The 19,340-nt window shown below is 40.7% G+C and carries 20 protein-coding genes; 19 read left to right on the top strand and 1 reads right to left on the bottom strand.

The window, feature by feature from the left end:
- Nucleotides 1-24: 24 nt before the first annotated feature.
- The 5 genes from gatB (at nt 25) to rho (ending at nt 7,022) form a co-directional block, all read left to right on the top strand.
- The gene (gene gatB, locus AC1EK3_RS04775) at nt 25-1,524 is read left to right on the top strand and encodes an Asp-tRNA(Asn)/Glu-tRNA(Gln) amidotransferase subunit GatB (protein ID WP_480033747.1); all 1,500 of its coding nucleotides are present in this window, start codon (nt 25-27) and stop codon (nt 1,522-1,524) included.
- A gap of 255 nt (nt 1,525-1,779) precedes the next feature.
- Nucleotides 1,780-2,688, top strand: coding sequence for a GNAT family N-acetyltransferase (locus tag AC1EK3_RS04770; protein WP_421790374.1), 909 nt, complete (start codon nt 1,780-1,782; stop codon nt 2,686-2,688).
- Nucleotides 2,688-3,002, top strand: coding sequence for a DUF2469 domain-containing protein (locus AC1EK3_RS04765; protein ID WP_004105898.1), 315 nt, complete (start codon nt 2,688-2,690; stop codon nt 3,000-3,002). The genes AC1EK3_RS04770 and AC1EK3_RS04765 overlap by 1 nt, the downstream gene beginning before the upstream one ends.
- A 91-nt stretch (nt 3,003-3,093) precedes the next feature.
- Nucleotides 3,094-4,713: an NAD(P)/FAD-dependent oxidoreductase gene (locus tag AC1EK3_RS04760; RefSeq protein WP_119527280.1), complete on the top strand. Its 1,620-nt coding sequence runs from the start codon at nt 3,094-3,096 to the stop codon at nt 4,711-4,713.
- Nucleotides 4,714-5,051: 338 nt separating this feature from the next.
- Entirely contained in the window at nt 5,052-7,022 is a 1,971-nt protein-coding gene (rho, locus tag AC1EK3_RS04755) for a transcription termination factor Rho (RefSeq protein WP_480033085.1), read from the top strand.
- Between the two features lie 108 nt (nt 7,023-7,130).
- Here the strand turns inward: rho and AC1EK3_RS04750 are convergent, their stop codons facing one another.
- Nucleotides 7,131-8,336: a pyridoxal phosphate-dependent aminotransferase gene (locus AC1EK3_RS04750; protein WP_480033086.1), complete on the bottom strand. Its 1,206-nt coding sequence runs from the start codon at nt 8,334-8,336 to the stop codon at nt 7,131-7,133.
- Nucleotides 8,337-8,634: 298 nt separating this feature from the next.
- Between AC1EK3_RS04750 and AC1EK3_RS04745 the strand changes: the two genes are divergently transcribed.
- From AC1EK3_RS04745 to AC1EK3_RS04680, 14 genes are all read left to right on the top strand, one after another.
- On the top strand, nt 8,635-9,096 hold the full coding sequence (locus tag AC1EK3_RS04745; RefSeq protein ID WP_119527272.1) for an Lrp/AsnC family transcriptional regulator: 462 nt from the start codon (nt 8,635-8,637) through the stop codon (nt 9,094-9,096).
- 13 nt (nt 9,097-9,109) lie between these two features.
- The gene (locus AC1EK3_RS04740; RefSeq protein ID WP_415683193.1) at nt 9,110-9,451 is read left to right on the top strand and encodes a chorismate mutase; all 342 of its coding nucleotides are present in this window, start codon (nt 9,110-9,112) and stop codon (nt 9,449-9,451) included.
- Nucleotides 9,452-9,598: 147 nt separating this feature from the next.
- On the top strand, nt 9,599-10,654 hold the full coding sequence (fbaA, locus tag AC1EK3_RS04735; protein ID WP_119527269.1) for a class II fructose-bisphosphate aldolase: 1,056 nt from the start codon (nt 9,599-9,601) through the stop codon (nt 10,652-10,654).
- A gap of 117 nt (nt 10,655-10,771) precedes the next feature.
- Nucleotides 10,772-12,073 carry an adenylosuccinate synthase gene (locus tag AC1EK3_RS04730; RefSeq protein WP_480033087.1) on the top strand — a complete coding sequence of 434 codons (1,302 nt, stop codon included), beginning with the start codon at nt 10,772-10,774 and terminating at the stop codon, nt 12,071-12,073.
- A 95-nt stretch (nt 12,074-12,168) separates the two neighbouring features.
- Nucleotides 12,169-12,672 (top strand): fluoride efflux transporter FluC, encoded by a 504-nt coding sequence (locus AC1EK3_RS04725; RefSeq protein ID WP_480033088.1) that lies wholly within the window; start codon nt 12,169-12,171, stop codon nt 12,670-12,672.
- The gene (locus AC1EK3_RS04720) at nt 12,672-13,082 is read left to right on the top strand and encodes a fluoride efflux transporter FluC (RefSeq protein ID WP_480033202.1); all 411 of its coding nucleotides are present in this window, start codon (nt 12,672-12,674) and stop codon (nt 13,080-13,082) included. The genes AC1EK3_RS04725 and AC1EK3_RS04720 overlap by 1 nt, the downstream gene beginning before the upstream one ends.
- 39 nt (nt 13,083-13,121) lie before the next feature.
- Nucleotides 13,122-14,489: a ClC family H(+)/Cl(-) exchange transporter gene (locus tag AC1EK3_RS04715; RefSeq protein WP_415683195.1), complete on the top strand. Its 1,368-nt coding sequence runs from the start codon at nt 13,122-13,124 to the stop codon at nt 14,487-14,489.
- Between the two features lie 123 nt (nt 14,490-14,612).
- Complete coding sequence (locus AC1EK3_RS04710) at nt 14,613-15,788, top strand: CpaE/TadZ family protein (protein WP_480033089.1); 1,176 nt, start codon at nt 14,613-14,615, stop codon at nt 15,786-15,788.
- The gene (locus AC1EK3_RS04705; RefSeq protein ID WP_480033090.1) at nt 15,775-16,851 is read left to right on the top strand and encodes a TadA family conjugal transfer-associated ATPase; all 1,077 of its coding nucleotides are present in this window, start codon (nt 15,775-15,777) and stop codon (nt 16,849-16,851) included. Before AC1EK3_RS04710 ends, AC1EK3_RS04705 begins: the two co-directional genes overlap by 14 nt.
- Nucleotides 16,852-16,880: 29 nt before the next feature.
- Entirely contained in the window at nt 16,881-17,456 is a 576-nt protein-coding gene (locus tag AC1EK3_RS04700) for a type II secretion system F family protein (protein WP_480033091.1), read from the top strand.
- Between the two features lie 3 nt (nt 17,457-17,459).
- A complete protein-coding gene (locus AC1EK3_RS04695; protein WP_480033092.1) occupies nt 17,460-18,107 on the top strand; it encodes a type II secretion system F family protein in 648 nt (215 codons plus the stop codon).
- Nucleotides 18,108-18,245: 138 nt separating this feature from the next.
- Complete coding sequence (locus AC1EK3_RS04690) at nt 18,246-18,521, top strand: DUF4244 domain-containing protein (protein ID WP_421785470.1); 276 nt, start codon at nt 18,246-18,248, stop codon at nt 18,519-18,521.
- Nucleotides 18,522-18,550: 29 nt separating this feature from the next.
- Entirely contained in the window at nt 18,551-18,931 is a 381-nt protein-coding gene (locus AC1EK3_RS04685) for a TadE/TadG family type IV pilus assembly protein (RefSeq protein WP_480033093.1), read from the top strand.
- On the top strand, nt 18,928-19,332 hold the full coding sequence (locus AC1EK3_RS04680; RefSeq protein ID WP_004574187.1) for an Rv3654c family TadE-like protein: 405 nt from the start codon (nt 18,928-18,930) through the stop codon (nt 19,330-19,332). Before AC1EK3_RS04685 ends, AC1EK3_RS04680 begins: the two co-directional genes overlap by 4 nt.
- The last annotated feature ends 8 nt before the right edge of the window (nt 19,333-19,340 follow it).

Here is a 19,340-nt window from a genome sequence, read left to right as displayed (position 1 = left end):
AAGCTTAAGTAAGAAGGATATCTAATGGCTGAAAAACTTATGAAATATGCCGATGCTGTTGAGCAATTCGATCCAGTATTCGGTTTGGAAACTCACGTTGAGCTTTGCACTCGTACGAAGCTGTTCTGCCCAGCAGAAGTATCTTTTGGCGGTGAGCCAAATACTCAGCTAACTCCTGTAAGCCTTGGTTTGCCAGGCTCTTTGCCAGTTGTAAACAAGACTGCAGTTGATTATGCAATTAAGCTCGGTTTGGCTTTACATTGCGAAATTGCTGAGTGGAGCCAGTTCGCTCGTAAGAACTACTTGTACCCAGATATGCCTCGCGATTACCAGATTTCCCAGTACGATAAGCCTACTAATGGCAACGGTTACTTGGATGTCGAGCTTGAAGATGGCACTGTGTTCCGCGTGCCGATTGAGCGTGCTCACATTGAGGATGACGCTGGTAAGAATACTCACGTTGGTGGTGCTGACGGTCGTATTGAAGGCGCAAATCATTCTTTGGTTGATTACAATCGCGCAGGCGTGCCTTTAATTGAGATTGTAACTAAGCCAATCGAAGGTGCAGGTAGCCGCGCTCCAGAAATTGCTGGTGCTTATATGCGTGCTATTCGCGATATTGTTCGCGCTCTCAACATCTCCCACGCTCGTATGGAGCAGGGCAATATGCGTGCTGACGTGAACGTTTCGCTCCGCAGAAAGCCAACCGATCCATTTGGTACGCGTTCAGAAACTAAGAATGTGAACACATTCCGCGGTATTGAAAAGACGCTGCAATATGAGATTCGTCGTCAGGCTGCTATTTTGAGCGAAGGCAACGAGATTTTGCAGGAAACTCGTCACTGGGATGAGGCAACTCAGACTACTGCTGGCGGTCGTGTGAAGTCGGATGCTGACGATTATCGCTACTTCCCAGATCCTGATTTGGTTATGCTTCATATCACTAAAGAGCATATTGAGCGTATGAAGTCAGAAATGCCGGAAATGCCTCGCGAGCGCCGTAACCGTTTGCAAAGCGAATGGGGTATTAGCGATCTTGAAATGCGCGATATTTTGAACGCGGATGCTCTTGATTTGGTTGAAGAAACCGTTAAGGCTGGCGCAAGTGCTGCAGGTGCTAAGAAGTGGTGGCTTGGTGAGCTTGCTCGCGAAGCAAACACTCGTGGCGTGACTTTGGAAGAATTGCCTATTACTCCGCAAGACGTGGCTGAAGTTGAAAAGCTAATTGCAGACGGCAATCTTAACGATAAGCTCGCTAAGCAAACTGTTGCATGCGTTTTGGCTGGCGAGGGTAAGCCTGATGAAGTTGTTAAGAAGCACGGATTCAAGGTTATGAACGACGACGGCGCTTTGGAAGCTGCTGTTGACGCTGCTCTTGCTGCTGATCCTGAAGTTGCAGAAAAGCTTAAGGCTGGAAATATGAAGCCGATGGGTGCAATTATTGGCGCTGTTATGCGTGCAACTAAAGGTCAGGCTGATGCTAAGGCTGTTACTAAGATTGTGATGGCAAAAATCAAAGGCTGAAAAGTGCTGTAAAAGCTGAAAAATTTAATATTTGATAACGCCAATGTATAAATGCAAAAGCGTAATCAATATTCAAAGTAAGTGCTGCGTACTTGCTACATGCTCAAATCAGATTTGTTTGTGTAGCAGGTGCGCAGAATTTACTATTTATCAACATTGTGAGGCATTTTTCGTCTTCTGGATTATCATATATTATGCGACATGAGAATTATGCGAAGGGCTTAATTTTCAAAGGCACAATACAAGTAGGTGACTATGCAACAAACCAATGATGGTGTTATTAACTCTCGCGAGTTACCAAAATCTATAGTAATTCCTCAAATTCGTGGAGAGATGGCGCACCTTCGTCCAGCTACGTGCGATGATTTTCAAAGAATGGATGATTTGTGCGCATTTGATGGTGCTGCAGTTATTACTGGAAAGGATGCTAATTCAGAGCGTTCTATGGTTCATTCGTGGGTTGAAAGCTCAATGCAATGGACTAAAGATAGTCTTATTGGCGAAAATCCTTCTGAATCTTGTCGTTTTGCTGGCGATGTTCAATTGCGTCACACTATTGCGTGGGCGATTGTTCCTGATGTTTTGGATGATTCAAATAACACTTCTGGCGACATTATTGGCATGATTTTCCTTATAGATATTGACGGATGGTCTCGCAGTGCTCGAATTCAAGTTGTTTTAGGCAAAAATTATCGAGGAAGAGGCTATTCGCGCGACGCAATGCCTAGAGTTATGACTTATGCTTTTGCATCAGAGCCAACTGGTCTAGGGTTGCATAGAATTTGGGTGGGAGTTCCGGCAACTAATACTCGCTCACTTTCTGTGTATCAATCTCTTGGATTTGTAAAAACAGGCACTGCGCGCGACGCATTATGGGATGCTCAAAATCAAAAATATCAAGATTTTGTTGTAATGGACACTCTTGTAGATGAATATGATGCAATTCGCTCGCTAGATGCGTTTGGTTTACACGTTATTGAAGAAAATCCTGGTGTAGTTGAAGCTTTGAGCGCGCATGAGCATTCTGTGGCTATACCTGTGCATCGTGATAATCTTGATGAAGCATGGCCGTACAATGCAAACGTCTCTGAAGGAAGTTCATCAAAAAAAGCTTGGTGGCGCATTATAGGTCGTGGACGCAATCGTAATACGGAAGGTAAGTAATGAGCGCCGAAGATCTCGACAACTATGAAACCGATGCAGAACTTGCGTTATACAAAGAATACCGTGATGTTATTAAGCTTTTTACTTATGTTGTAGAAACAGAGCGACGATTTTATTTAGCTAATAAAGTCGATTTTAATGTGCGTTCAGCGGGTCAGGATGTTTATTTTGATGTTCAACTTACGGACGCTTGGGTATGGGATGTTTACCGCCCTTCGCGTTTTGTTAAAAATGTACGAATAGTGACTTTTAAAGATGTAAATGTTGAAGAAGTACAGAAAACAGACATTGACATTCCTGAATCTATCGCGTGATGCGCGTATGCTCAATAAGGATATATAGAAATTGCTTACCTAGCACGCAAAGTGTTTTCGTAAAAATTTGGCGTATTAAGATGGAGGACAAGTGACGGATACACAATCCCCAAAGGAATCTGTGGTAATTATTGGTGGTGGTCCGGCAGGGTTGACGGCAGCCTGGGAACTCGTTAAGGATGGCGGATCTAGCCGCTACGATGTAACAGTGCTCGAAGCCACGCGTGAATTTGGCGGTATTTCGCGTACTGTGAAGTATAACGGCAATCGTATGGACATCGGCGGTCATCGCTTCTTCTCAAAAGATGACCGTATTATGCAGTGGTGGCGTGAAATGCTGCCTCTACAGGGTGCGCCTTCATATGACGATAAAAAGCTTGGTCGTCATCACGATTTGGAAGCAGGTGGACCTGATCCTGAAGTTGAAGATGAAGTGATGTTGAAGCGTCATCGCGTTTCTCGTATTTTCTGGAATCATCATTTCTTTGATTATCCAATTTCTCTTTCTGCAGCAACCTTGCGCTCTATGGGCTTTATTTTGACAATGAAGGTTGGCTTCAGCTATTTGTGGTCTATGATTCACAAGTTGCCAGAAACTAATCTCGAGAACTTCTACATTAATCGTTTCGGCAAGAAGCTTTATTCCATGTTCTTTGAGGGCTATACAGAGAAGCTTTGGGGTAGGCATCCAAGCCAGATTTCTGCCGATTGGGGTGCTCAGCGCGTTAAGGGTTTGAGCATTGTGGAAGTATTGAAGAACGCTTTTTCCAAGCTTTTCCCTAAGAAAAAAGGCAAGAAGAAGGAAGTAGAAACCTCATTAATTGAGGAATTCTGGTATCCAAAGCTTGGTCCTGGTCAGTTATGGGAAACGGTTGAGCGTCGTTGCCGCGAAAACGGTGCTACTGTGCGCACAGACGCAAAGGTAGTTGCTATTAAGCAAGCGGACGGAAAGATTTCCAGTGTTGTAGTTGAAGATGCAAATGGAGAGCGTTCAGAATTGCACGCCGACCAGTTTATATCTTCTATGCCAATTAAGGATTTGGTAGCTGCTCTTGAGCAGGGTGCAAATGGTGACGAAAAGGCTGAAGTTCCAGCAGAAATGCAACGCGTTGCCAAAGGTTTGCCTTATCGCGATTTTGTGACTGTAGGCTTGCTTGTTAAGCGCGTGCGTCTGCGTAATACTACCACTATTCCAACGCTTGGCAATCCTCCTATTGTTCCTGATTGCTGGATTTACGTGCAGGATCCTGGATATAAAGTCGGACGTTTGCAAATCTTCAACAACTGGAGCCCATATCTCGTTAAGGATGTTGATAATACTGTTTGGATCGGTCTTGAGTACTTCTGCGAAGAAGGCGACGACTTCTGGAATATGAGTGATGATGATGCTCGCAAGATGGCTATTGACGAGTTGACTCGTATGCAGGTTATCAATGGTGAAGAAGACGTTCTTGATTCTCACCGCGAGCGAGTTCCAAAGGCATATCCTGCTTACTTTGACACATACGCTCAGATGCCTGAATTGATTGATTATCTTGATGGCTTCGGTAATTTGTATTGCGTTGGTCGTAATGGACAGCATCGTTATAATAACCAAGATCATTCAATGGCAACTGCTATTGAGGCTGTAGAAGATATCCGAACTGGAGAAACTTCTAAGAAGAACGTGTGGTCTGTTAACACTGAAAAGTCGTATCACGAAAAGAAGTAGTAATTAATTCTCGTATAAATTTGAGCGTTTGATTTTAAAGCGCAAATAATTTAGCGATATAGCGTCAATAATACTGGGCATTGCCCATGTTATTGGCGCTTTTTGTTTATTCTAATATCGCTTTAAAAGCTTTATAAAAATTGTAATAAAAATACTAAATACTATGGCGCGTCGCGTTGTACAGCGTCGTATAGCTGTAGTAGCATACATAATGTTCGTTGTTATGTACATATGAATTGTTATGAAATAGCAACGAGTTCGTGACGGATTTTTCCGTAATCTTCCATGTAAAGACTTGCCGGGGCTCTATTCCGTGTGAGTTAAGGAAAGGTAAAATTGTGGCAACAGGCCAGAATCTTGAAAAAATGAAGCTTTCAGAATTGAAAGATCTTGCGAAACAAATGGGTTTGCGTGGAACATCTACAATGCGTAAGCCTGAGTTGGTGGCTACACTGACGGCTGCTCGTAATGGGGGAGAAGCGCCTGCAGGTGTAAGTGTTCGTGTTCCTCGTGATGTTGTGAATGCTAATAAAACTGCAGATACTAGTACAGATATAGAAGATGCTGAATCATCGAAAGACAATAGTGATTTAGAAGCGTTAGAAGTTTTGGTTCCAAATACTACTTCAGATCGTCGCTATAGAGACGAAGAAGATTTTGGGAATAAAAATTATCGACGCGATGCGAATCGTAATAATACATTCCAGCGTCGTCGTTCCTCAGAAGATCGTGATGATAATCGCGATCGTAGAGAAGATGGCATGGATTCGCATGAGTTGGATCAAATTTTGGCAACATTGCCAGGTGAAGATTCTCATGCAGATGGTGAGCCGCGTCGTCAGCGTGTAGCTTCTCGTGACTTTGATAGAGAAGAACAGCAAAATCGTGCTGATCGTTTCCAGCGCCGTATGCGTGGTCGTGCGCGTGATTACGATGAGTCTCGTTCGGATTATTCAGATAGACAAAATCGTTCAGAACGCATGGATCGAGTAGAACGTGAAGATCGCGATGAACGTCGTGCTGAGCGTGGAGAGCGCCAAGATCGTAACGATCGCAACGTTCGTATTGATCGCGATGCACGTGATGCGCGCGATGCTCGCGAAGAGCATGATTTACGCGAGCCTCGTCGTGAAGAGCCTCAGGAAGAGCTCGTGCCAGTAGCTGGAATTGTTGATGTCTTAGAATCTTACGCATTCGTTCGCACTTCTGGTTATTTGCCTGGTCCTAACGATGTTTATGTTTCAATGAGCCAAATTAAAAAATATGGCTTACGCAAGGGTGATGCAGTTCAAGGCTCCATTCGTGCTCCTCGCGAAGGCGATCGTCGAAATCAGCGTCAAAAGTTTGTTCCTTTGCAAACAATCGATAGCATTAATGGAATGAGCGTTGAAGAAGCTCAGTCTCGACCGCAATTTGCTAAGTTGACGCCGTTATATCCGCAGGAGCGTTTGAAGCAAGAAACTACTCCGAATCGCATGTTGGGACGTGTTATTGATTTAGTTGCCCCAATTGGTAAAGGTCAGCGCGGTTTGATTGTGTCGCCGCCAAAGGCTGGTAAAACCATTACTCTTCAGAATATTGCGAATGCAATTACTACAAATAATCCTGAAGTGCATCTTATGGTTGTGCTTGTCGATGAGCGTCCAGAAGAAGTTACCGACATGGAACGCACTGTGCAAGGTGAAGTGATTTCTTCTACATTTGATCGTCCAGCAACGGATCATACTACTGTTGCTGAGCTTGCTATTGAGCGCGCTAAGCGTTTGGTTGAACTTGGTCAGGATGTTGTGGTTTTGCTTGATTCTATGACTCGTTTGGCTAGAGCTTACAATATTGCAGCTCCTGCTTCTGGTCGTATTCTTTCCGGTGGCGTTGATGCTCAAGCGTTGTACCCACCAAAGAAGTTCTTCGGTGCTGCTCGAAATATTGAAGACGGCGGCTCTTTGACGATTATTTCTTCTGCATTGGTTGAAACCGGCTCTAAGATGGATGAAGTAATCTTCGAAGAGTTTAAGGGCACTGGAAATATGGAATTGCGCTTGAGTAGAGATTTGGCTGATAAGCGTCTCTTCCCGGCTGTAGATATTAATGCTTCTGGAACTCGTCGCGAGGAGTTAATTACTCCAGCTGCAGATTTGCCAGTTATTTATCGTTTGCGCCGTCTCTTTGGTGGTCTTGAGGCAGAGCAAGCGTATCAGACTTTGATTCCTCGATTGAAGAAAACTGCTTCAAATCGTGATTTCTTAACTGCTATAACTCAACAAACTGGAACTGCTACGAATAATTCTCCTTCTACGACTGTTGCGTAGTTTTTATTTCGTAAGGAATTAAAATTATTGCCCTTTGGATTATCTACCAAGGGGCAATAATTTTATTTATATTTATTTATATTTATATATTTATTAATAACTAATACCTTATGCAGCATGTAAAGCTTGTTGCACAAGTGCAAATTTGCTCATTCGAGCTACGCCTTCTTTAAGTTCTTCTGCTTTTCCAGCGTAAGATAGTCGCACGAATCCGCTTCCTTCTGCGCCAAAGGCTTCTCCTGGCACAACAGCAACTTTTTCTTCATCTAAAAGTTTTTTGCTAAATTCTTCTGAACTTAAACCAGTTGGTCGAACGTCAACAAAAACGTAGAATGCACCTTGAGGCTCTATAAGACGTAATGCATTGCAATTTGCCAATCCGTCTATAACAAGCTGACGTTTTGCACGATACTCTTCTCTCATTTCGCGCACGTGATCTTGCGGACCTGTCAATGCAGCTACTCCGCCATATTGTGCTGTAGAATTTACAGAAGAATGCATCATTTCTGCAATTTTGCTTGTTTGCTCAATAACTTGGCTTGGTGCAAGAATATATCCAATTCTCCAGCCTGTCATTGCATAAGTTTTCGATAAACTTTCTACAATAATAGTTCGCTCGTGCATACCTTCAGCTGCTGCAATAGATGGTGCTACAGCATTTCCGCAAGGTTCAGTTTCTGGATTGCTTGCGAATACGAATGGATGGTAGACTTCGTCAGAAATTACCCAAAGATCAAATTCTTGGCATAATTTTGCAACTTCTTCGAGTTCTTCTGCGGTTGTTACAGCACCGGTTGGGTTGCATGGAGAATTTATAATGATGGCTTTAGTGCGTGGTGATATAGCTTTACGTATTTCTTCTGCATTAATATGCATTCCATGTTCTGGTTTAAGGTCTACAGTTACTGGAATTCCTTCGCACATTAGAACTTCTGCATCGTACGATGTGAAGTATGGAGATGGAATAATAACCTCATCTCCAGGATCTATTACTGATTTAATAGCTAAATATAATCCAATAGTAGCGCCGTCAACGGCTTGAATTTCTGTGTCTGCGTTGTAGTTTAGACCTTTTACTCTATTCGTATAATTTGCAGCTGCCTTGCGAAATTCTGGTATGCCTAAAACGTCTGTATATTTTGTTTTTCCTTCTCGTAATGAGTTACATGCAGCTTCAACAATGTGTGAGGAAGCAGTTTCGCCTGGCTCTCCTAGGCATAGTGAAATAGCGTCTGGTATTTGTTCTACACGGTCAAATACATCTCTAATACCTGAACGAGGTATTGAAATTGCATGTTTTGCTACTTTTGCCATGCTGTGCTCCTTTTTGATTGTTTGCTTCGATTTTAATTTTGCTTTGTTTTATAAGAATAATTTTTAAATGTATAGGTTTCGTTTATACGCTTATTATGCGAATTGTACAACACTATTCCTGCTGAAGTTAAAAGAAAAAATTATTTTTAACGTAATAATTTGTATTTTTTTATCATTTTTTGAATAAATTTGTTCTTTTTCTGTAAAAAATACTGTACCATGAAAGTGACTGCAATGTGGCGCTACATAGATTCGTTTTGGATTCTCGATTCAGCGTCGACTGGAGAATGGAGGACGTATGGCTGGAAATCCTCATAAAGCTGAAGCTAGTATAGCTATGGATTCAACTGATGCAATCATTGTTGATATTCTCGAACATGATGGTCGAGCGACGTTAACTCGTTTGGCGAAGGCTTCGGGTTTGTCTGTTTCTGCAGTTCAATCTCGAGTGCAAAAGCTTGAGCGTAAAGGTGTTATTACCGGTTATCGCGCATTAATTGATTATGAGCGTCGTGGTTTACCGGTAAGTGCATTTGTATCTGTTACACCGCTTGATTTTGGTCAGGAAGCTACAATACCTAATAAATTGCGTGATATTTCTGGTATTGAAGCTTGCTATTCGATTACTGGTAGTCCAAGTTTTATGCTGGTAGTGCGTGTTGCTACGCCAAGCAAATTAGAAGAACTTATTAATACCATTCATCGCATAGTTCCTGTCAGTACAGAAACAACTATGGTTTTGCAAACATATTTCGATTAAATGCCTTTTTAATATGTGTGATTTTTCTGAAACAACGGTTGACGCGCACGATACATCACTTACGACATGTTGCAAAGTTGCTGCCGAAGAGATTATCGTGTTGCGTCAATCTGTTGATAATTTTGATAATGCAATAATTGCGCTGCTTGCTGAGCGGTTTAAAACTACGAAACGAATTGGTGAGTTGAAAGCCGAAGCTGGATTCGCTCCTGAGGATTCTAAAAGAGAGCAACAGCAAATAGAAAGTTTGCTAAATATTGCGGAAAATGCCGGGTTGGATTCTTCGATTGCATTGAAATATCACGAGTTTGTTGTTACTGAGGCTAAGAAACGTCATAAGCAAATGCAGTCTTGAGATTAGATATTTCTTTTATTTTAATTGCGTTGAAATATAAAATCACAATCAGTTTGTAGATTTTGAAGATAGATTTTCGCATATCGGTATGTAATGTTTTTGTGCATATGCGTGGCTATCTGAGTAATAAAGGCGGATAATACAAGTATGACTATTGCAACTGTTGAACGTTATGCGCATATGCTTGATGCTGCAAGTCGAGGTGGCTACGCATACCCTGCTATCAATGTTACTAGTACGCAAACTCTTAATGCAGCTTTGCAGGGATTTGCTCAAGCTGAATCTGATGGCATTATTCAAGTTTCTGTCGGTGGTTCTGCTTATTTTTCAGGTCAATCTCTCAATAATCGTGTTGTTGGTTCAATAGCATTTGCAAAGTTTGCACACGAAGTGGCAGCCCAATATCCTAATATTACTATTGCGCTTCATACAGATCATTGTGCTGAGCAATATTTAGATGATTGGATTAAGCCACTAATTTCTTATGAAGCAGAACAAGTCAAAAAAGGCGAAGAACCGTTATTCCAGTCGCATATGTGGGATGGTTCAACAGTGCCTTTGCAACATAATCTAGACGTTGCAGAACAGTTGCTTGATGCTTCACAAAAATCTCGCACAATTCTTGAAATTGAGATTGGTGCTGTTGGCGGAGAAGAAGACGGGCATCGTGCTGATATTGACGAAAGATTATATTCTACGCCTGAAGATGCTTTGCGCGTTGTAGATAAGCTTGGCTTGGGTGAGCGCGGTAGGTATATGGCAGCGTTTACTTTTGGCAACGTTCACGGAGCGTATAAGCCTGGCGTTGTAAAATTGCATCCTAAATTATTGCAAGAAATTCAAAAAACCGTATATCAGAACTATCAAAATATTTGTGATACTCGCACCTTTGGTGCTTCTAAAAAGCCGTTCCTGCTTGTATTTCATGGCGGATCTGGTTCTACTGCTCAAGAGATTGCTGAAGCTGTGCGTTACGGCGTAATTAAAATGAATATAGATACCGACACTCAATACGCTTTTACTCGTGCAATTGCTGGTCACATGTTCAGCAATTATGATTCTGTTCTTAAAATAGACGGAGAAGTTGGCGAAAAGAAGTTATACGATCCTCGATCTTGGGGTCGTGAAGCCGAAAAAGCTATGGCTCAGCGTGTAGTAGAAGCTTGTGTGCAGTTAGGTTCTGCTGGTAAAGCACTGAAATAATAAAATTTTTTAATTTTATATATTTCTTTTTCTTATTCGGTAGGGGCATAGAGATAGTCTTAACAGGTAAGAATTGTGCTTATTTGAGCAGCGTTAGCTCAAAAATGGAGGTGCGGCATGCCTGGTATTGTGCTTATTGGAGCTCAATGGGGTGACGAAGGTAAAGGCAAGGCAACAGATTTAATTGGTTCAAAGGTTGATATTGTCGCACGTTTTAATGGCGGTAATAATGCCGGACATACTGTTGTTGTTGGCGATAAATCTTATGCTTTACATTTACTTCCAAGCGGAATTATCAGCCCTAATGTTACGCCTGTAATTGGTAATGGTGTTGTTGTTGACCCAGAGGTATTGCTTGAAGAAATTGACGCTTTGGAATCTCGCGGTGTAGATTGCTCTCGCTTGCTTGTGAGTGAAGCTGCGCATGTTATTACTCCGTATCATCGAGTTATTGATAAAGTAACTGAGCGTTTTCTTGGCAAACACAAGATCGGCACGACTGGTCGTGGTATTGGACCTACTTACGCGGATAAAATTAATCGTGTTGGTATTCGAGTGCATGATTTATTTAATGCTGATCACTTGCGCGACAAAGTTGAAGCAAGTTTGCATCAAAAGAATCAAATGCTTGTAAAACTTTATAATCAACATCCTATTGATATTGATGCAGTTACTGCTCAACTTGTGGAGCTTGGCAAACGTTTGAAGAAATATGTTGCTGATACTTCATTAGTATTGAATAAAGCAATGGACAATGGCAAGACTGTGCTGTTTGAAGGTGGACAAGCAACAATGCTTGATGTCGATCATGGCACTTATCCATTTGTAACTTCTTCAAACCCTACTGCTGGTGGCGCTTGCACGGGTACTGGTGTTGGACCTACTCGTATTACGCGCGTAATTGGAGTAGCGAAAGCTTATATTACTCGTGTTGGTGAAGGTCCATTCCCAACTGAACTTTTGGATGAGCAGGGTGACTGGTTGCGTGAGCAAGGTCATGAATATGGTGTTACAACTGGTCGTCCTCGTCGTTGTGGATGGTTTGATTCTGTAGTAAGCCGTTATGCAACTCGCGTAAATGGTTTGACGGATATTGTTCTTACTAAGCTTGACGTTTTGACTGGTTTGAAGGAAATCCCAGTTTGCGTAGCTTATGATGTGACTTTGTCTGATGGAACAGTTCAGCGTATGGAAGAAATGCCTGTAGATCAAGCATTGTTTGCTTCTGCGAAACCAGTATACGAGATGCTTCCAGGCTGGAATGAGGATATTTCTCAAATTCATAAGTTTGAAGATTTGCCTCAAAATACGCAAAGTTATGTAAAGCGTTTGGAAGAGCTTTCTCATTGCCGTATTTCTGCTATTGGAACTGGTCCGCAGCGTGATCATATCATTAGTGTTCACTCACTAACTGACTGAAATTGTTTATCATTTTATGATCAACTTATCAAAACGGCACTTCTCGATTGGGAGTGTCGTTTTGGTTTATGACGGTAATTTCAAAAAGAGTGAAAATGAGTAAAACAAGCGGAAAAAATAAAACAAATAATTGTCGATTATACTTTTTAGTTTTTATTGGTGGTACATGTGGAGCTTTCGTGCGCGCAGTAATTTCTTCTTATGCGCACACGATTCACCAAGTAGACGGACAATCATTTATATTTGGTCAGCTTACTTTAGGAACTTTTTTGTCAAATATGATTGCATGCTTTATTTTTGCTCTTGTTACTGCAATATCTGTTAAAGCTTTAACGCAAGAAAAGCAAACTTTGTATAAATATGCGCTAGGAACAGGCTTTTGTGGCGGATTGTCGACTATGTCTACTTTCGCGTTTGAAAGTGCAATGTCTTTTATGGCTCCACGCATGACGCTTGTTGTTTTGGGCATGCTTTTTTCGCTGCTTTTTGGCGTTTTTATGGCTTTTGTTGGTAATTGGGTTGGAACAGGAATTGCGAATTGCATTAACAAAAAGCAAAGTCGATCTGTTGCAGAAGCTAATACTAAGGTGATGAAGTGATGAATTCTTTATACGTTTTTATTATGTTTATTTTGCCTTGCTTTTTTGGCGGTTTAGGTGCTGTTTTAAGATGCGCAATGACTAAAAAAATTTCAGCTGCTCATAAAAGCGAAGTTCCAGTTGCAACGCTATTTATCAATTGCGTTGCTTCATTTGCTATAGGTGTTGTGTCTAATGTTTTTATGGTTGCAGCTGCAATATGTGGAGTACGTTTTGCTTATTTGATGATTTTGGGATTTTTGGGTGGATTTTCCACGTTTTCTACTGCAATTTTTGAAGGCGTGGATCTTATTCAAAGAAAGCGCATAAAAGATGGAGTGTTCTTGCTTTTTGCAGAACTTATTGTTCCATTCTTTGCTGCTTCTGTTGGGTATATTGTTTCGCAAATATTGTTACTGTACGTAATTTAGTATTTAGAAGTTAAGTGTTGTGCGCAGAATCGAGTTGTAGTGAAGTTTAAGAATGCATTGAGATTTTTGAGTAATAAGTTAAAGCAACTATCAAAAACTTTTTGCCAGCTTCGTTGGAAAGTAATATTAGCTGGGATATTTGTCGGCGCTGTTTCTGGTTCATTAGTAGCTTCTTACAGGCTTGGTATTGAATACGGTACGGATTTTGCGCGTTGGATGTATTTACAAATACGGCATAACGTATGGTGGATTTTACCATGCTTAATTTTTGCTGTAATTGCAGGTCTAATTATTGGCTGGATGAGTCGTAAAGAAAGTATGGCTTCTGGAAGTGGTATTCCTCAAGTCGTGGGATATGTTAATCGCGGTTTGAATATGCGATGGCACACGATTCTGCCAGTGCGTTTTGTTGGCGGTTTACTTGGTTCTTTATTTGGATTGTCTCTTGGACGTGAAGGTCCATCTATTCAAATAGGTGCATGTGGCGCTCAGATGTTGTCTCGAATTTTCCGTAAAGGTAGGCGTGACGATATTAAAGAGCATTATGTGGTAACTGCTGGAGCTGCAGCCGGTTTATCTGCTGCGTTTTCTGCGCCACTTTCTGGAGTTATGTTTGCTATGGAGGAGATTCAGCACGGCTTAACTTCAATTGTTCTTATAGGAGCTGCTGCAGCTGCTTTATGTGCTGATTTTGTTTCGCAAACTTGTTTCGGATTGCGTCCAGTTCTTGATTTTGGTCAGATCCCAGATTTGCCAATGAATTTGCATATTTGGATTATTCCTCTTGGTATTTTTGCAGGTTTTGTAGGCTCAATAATGAATCGTTCGTTACTTGGTTTGCAAACATTATACGGATATTTGCCAAAGTGGATGCCTGTTGCTATTGCTTGCTTAATTGCAATACCAGTTGGCTTGTTCCTGCCTGAAGTTCTTGGTGGCGGATCTAATTTAGTGCGACTTTCTGAATATGGAAAAGCAAGTCTTGCAATGCTTTGTTTGCTATTTGTGGCAAAAGTGTTGTTTACTTCTACAAGTTTTGGCTGTGGCGCTCCCGGCGGTATTTTTATGCCTATTCTTGCAGTAGGTGCGCTCGCAGGTGGTGTTGCTGCGCGCTGGATTACTAGCGTTTCAGCATTTGGCATTGATACAAAATTTGTATCTGTGTTTGCAGTTTGCGTTATGGCTGGCACGTTGTCTGCATCTGTAAAAGCTCCACTCACTTCGATTTTGCTTACTGTTGAAATGTCTGGAACTATGATTCATACGCTCCCAGTTGCAGCTTCTGCATTTATTGCATTGCTTATTTCAGATATTCTAAAAACTAAGCCAATTTATGGTGAGTTACTTGAACGCTATATGAAAGTTAATAAAGATTTAGTATTGCCATCTGTAAATTCTGTAAAATAGATGTTTTTATAGATAATTTTTGTGCAATATTTGCTTATTCTTAATATTTCCTGAGCTTTTAACCACATTGCATGAATATTGTTGAAAACTCATTGCTGTATGCGTTTCAATAGGCGCATGAGTATGAATATGAGTGTAAACAATAAATCAATTGGCGTTAAGCAGATTGATAAGAATTATAACAATGGCGAAGCTGTAGGCGCATTTAGAGATGTTAAACGTTATGTTTATCCTCCTCAAGTTGCAGATAAATCTATATACGAATCTGCGTCTAATGGTGTAAAAATTGCGCCATGTATAGCTGACGATCATACTGTTATGACTCTTTTGCCTAAGAGTTCTCAAGATGTGGGGAGTTTTCAAAATACTGAACGCTCGCAAGATATTTCTATTAAGCATAAATCTCGTATGTTCAATAATGCTGAAGAAGATAATCTTATTGCGCGTGATTTTTTAGATCCATTGCCTAAAAATATTTTGGTTGGAATGTCTGCTGCAGATGGCATTGGGCTAAGCACTTCTCTATCTATTCTTTCTCGCTATATAAGTGAACAAGGCCATAGTGTTGCTCTTGTAGATGCTGATTTAACTCATGGCGGTTTAGACGTTCTGCTTGGTTTGGAATCAGATGAAGGCCGCAGGTTGCAAGAAGTTGATGCTCCCTTAGGTAGATGCGATGGCTATGTGTTGCGCAATGAGCTATTGCATTGGGACAATGTGGATGTTTTAGCATTTTCTCCATGGCATGGTAAATATCCTGAACCTTGGGTTTTAGAGGCTGCTATTAGAGGTTTAGCTGATGCTGTTGATGTAGTTATTGTAGATATAGGTTCTGGCGAGACTGCTATGAAGTCTTACCGTAATATTCCGCAATTTATTGACAGTGCAACTCTTGCTGCTGTTGAGCTATCTGTTCTTGATTTGGCAAGGTTTAGAGCGTTGCTACAAAAATTAGATACTTTGTGTGATTCTGGCGTAAAGTTCAACAAATTTGCTGTTGTTGGATTGTCTCCTCGTGGTTTAACGCAAAAATCTTATGTTTTAAGTATCGATGAAGCTTCTGAATATTTATCAACTACATTTCTTGGTTCATTGCAACACGATGCTCGCATGTACACCGACATTATAGGGGGCTACGGTATTCGAAATGTGCCATCTTCAATGAAGGAAACCATGCAACGCATAAATAATTGGCTTATTGGAGATGTTATATCAAATACAAAAAATGCTGTAACTAAATATCGTCGTTCGCAATATCGTCGTTCGAAATATTCAAGAGGTAAATATGATCGTAAATAATATTCGTGATATCGATTTTGGGATTTTGCAGGGATTCGCCAATGACGTAAGAGTCACAGACATGGTTGTAAGTGAGTCCGGTCGTGTGTGGGTAGATTGTGGGCAAGGTCTTAAGGAACGCGCAACTCGAGTTCCGCTTAACAACCCTGCTTTGTTAAGAGAATATGCTGTATGGCTTTGTGCACAATTAGGAAAAAGACTGGATGATGCGTGTCCTATTGCTGATGCTTCAAGTGCTTCTGGCATTCGCATACATGCTGTTTTAGCACCACTTGTATCTCAAGGAGCAGCATTGTCAATTCGTTTTCCTTCAGTTAATCGTTATGATCTTGTTTCTTTGAGTGATCAAGGCATGTTCCCAAAAGAATTGTCTTGTATTCTAAGAGTTCTAGTTAAAAAGCGAGCAAATATAATGATCACTGGAAGTACTGGATCTGGGAAAACTACACTTATGAAGGCTTTGTTGGCTGCTGCTGATTGCGAAGATCGTATTGTATCTGTTGAAGAAATTAGAGAGCTTGGCGAGTTGACACAAAATCATGTTTCGTTAAGTGCGCGAGAGGCAAATGTAGAAGGTGTAGGAGAAATTGGGTTATCTCAATTAGTAAAAGCAACATTAAGAATGCGTCCGGATCGCATTATTCTTGGTGAATGTCGTGGGGAAGAAATTGCTGATTTGTTGAGAGTATTTACTTCTGGGCATAAGGGTGGAATGACAACTCTTCATGCAGATGAAATAGAAAAAGTTCCCGCTCGTCTTATGGCATTAGGGTTATTGGCTGGGTTGGAGCCTGCAGCTTTATGTGCTTTAGCTGCAGGAGCATTCGATGTTGTTATTCATGTAGAGAGATCCTCTAACGGGCGTCGAATGATCAAAGAACTCGGTATTTTGCAATACGCTTCTAGCGCTTCGTTGCTGTGTGGCGTTCCAGTTTTGCAATTATCTTGTGGAATTGACGGCAGTATTGTCATGAAATTTTTGCCTGCATGGGTTAAGTTTTCAAATTATTGGAATCTTCCCGAAAATATGGCAAGCGTATGTGTTGACAGTTCAGATAATTAGTAGTCGATTGTGTTGCTTGGAGCGTAAAAATGGATATTGAAGAAGTTCTTGCTGGAATGATTGCTGCATTACGTTCTGGTTCTACTTTTGCAATGATTGTTCACAGTGACTCTAAGTCTCAAAAATGTATTTGCAGTAGTGCAGTTAATACAAAAATTATTTATAAATGGCTTTATGAACGTTGTTTTCCAAAGAACTGCAATATGAATAAGACTCAATGTCGTCAGCTTGAAAAACATATACATACTGTTTCTGAAAGTCTTATGGCTTCATATGAATTGAGTAATACTCTTGGTTGCGCTATGGCAGAATGTGTGGAAGCTACGGCAGCGTCATATCATGCTCAGAAGCGTGCAGAAGATTTACGTGCTGACGTAGCTGCAATGCCAAAAGCAACAATAAAATTACTTACTGCTCTACCTATTTTGGCTCTTTTTGCTGGTGAATTACTGGGTGGGCATCCTATTTTGATGTTAATTACAACAGTAAATGGATGGATTTTATTAACAATAGGTGGAATATGTTATGGATTGGGTTTGGCGTGGGTTAGTTCTATGTTGCAAATATCTCAGCATTCAATGGATGCTGCTTCGCTGGAAGGATGATTTATGGAATCCACAAAGCAGCTTTTGTTTATCATCCCATTGTTTGTTGTAATTGTTTGGCAATGGGTGAGTTTGAAATTAGAGTGCGATTCATTAGATAATCGTATGCGCTTTAACAGTAAAATTATGCTAGTTAAATACGAATGGCGTAATTCAAAAGTTTCATATGTAGATCCTCTTCTTGGTTTACATATGGTTATTGTTTCACTTCGTAGTGGTGTTGCTATTACTAGGGCTCTTAGTGCTGTTGGACAAGTGTTTCCTTGTGGTCAAGGCATGTGGCTTTGCTCTGTTTCCAATGCTTTACTTGCAGGGGATACGTGGCATGAAGCATGGTCTTCTACTTATACTAAACAAGATAACTTTGAATTAGAAAATAAATCAAAATTTACTAATCGTAAAAACTTAGATTCTTCAGAAATATTAGCTAGATGGTTAATGACATCTTTAAAAGAATCATGGTGTTATGGCTCATCTCCAGTTCCTGTATTGTCTGCACTTGCTCAACATTATGAGAGGAATATGGCCAATATTGCTAGACAAGAAAGTTCTAGGTTGTCTGTGCGATTGCTGCTTCCTGTTGGATTATGTTTTTTGCCGTCTTTTATATGCATAGGAATTTTGCCAACAGTTATGTCACTTATGCGCTAGCTTTTTAAAAATAAATTTCTAGAAAAATAAATTAGCTTTTATCCACAATGCAATTTTTTTATTTTCATTCGCAAAACAAGTTGTAATAATATTTCTATCCGAAAATTTCGGATAGTTTGAAGTGAAAGGTACAAGATGATGGTTGGGATAATGCAAAAACTTGTTGCACGATGCTCTGTGTCTATGCTTCAAGTAAATGAACAATTAGTGAATATTGAGTCATGTTTGTGTCAAAAAAGAAAACTGTACTCTGACTGTCTTAAAAATAAGGATTCTGGAGCAGTAACAGCTGAGTATGCAGTAGTTATTATTGCTGCTACTGGTTTTGCTGCACTGCTAGTTGCTATTTTGAAATCAGATACGGTTCGCACAACGTTGACAAATTTAGTTAAAAAAGCATTGAAAATCGGCTAACGGCATGCTTTAGCGGATGAAATGAGCTTATGATGCGGAAAGTTATTGTGTGCAAAAGGTTGTTGCGCAAAATTAGTGATTATGACAGAGGGACGGTAACTGCTGAATTTTCTATTGTTTTGCCTTGTGCATTAATGCTGTTATTTGTATTAATTGGCATAGGTAGAGCAGTTGTATGTGCTATGAATTGTCATGATGCTGCTGCGCAAGTTGCGTATTATCTTGTGACTCATAAGGACGATAAAGCTGTCGCAAGTATTGTGCAGTCAGTCGCAGGTCAAGGAGCGTCGGTGAAAATAAGTCGTAGCAATAATATGGCAAATATTGTTGTTAAATGTCCTCTTATTCCTGATCCTCTTCATATTTTGCCGCCTCTAGTGGAAAGTCATGTAAACCAGGTTTTAGTATGAGTAGGCGCAAGAATTTTGTGAAGCATTCAATAAATTTCATTCATAAGCGATGTAAGGGCATTGACTGCGGTTCTGGCACTATGCTTGGCATTATGCTAGTGATCGCAGTCTGCTCAATACTAGTGCTTTCTGCTATTTTATGTAATGTTCTCGGAGCTAAACATCAAGCTTATGCTGTTGCAACTTCTGCTGCTTTATCTGGTGCTTCTGCGTTGCAAAGGATGGAGGATAATGCGTGTGAGGTTGTTGCGCGTACTGTTGCTTCAAGCAATGCTTTTTTGAAATCTTGCAACTCTACTAGTAATGATGTAACTGTTCGTGTTTCTGTTGGGCTGAATATTCCATTTGCTTCTAACGTGGAAGTTTCTGCTAGAGCAGGACTAGAAGATTGCAATAAGTAGTAAGTAGC

This window comes from Gardnerella sp. C0026F2 (genome assembly GCF_056590715.1).
Note: the sequence above shows the minus strand (reverse complement) of the source record. Positions and strands in the feature narration are given on the sequence as shown.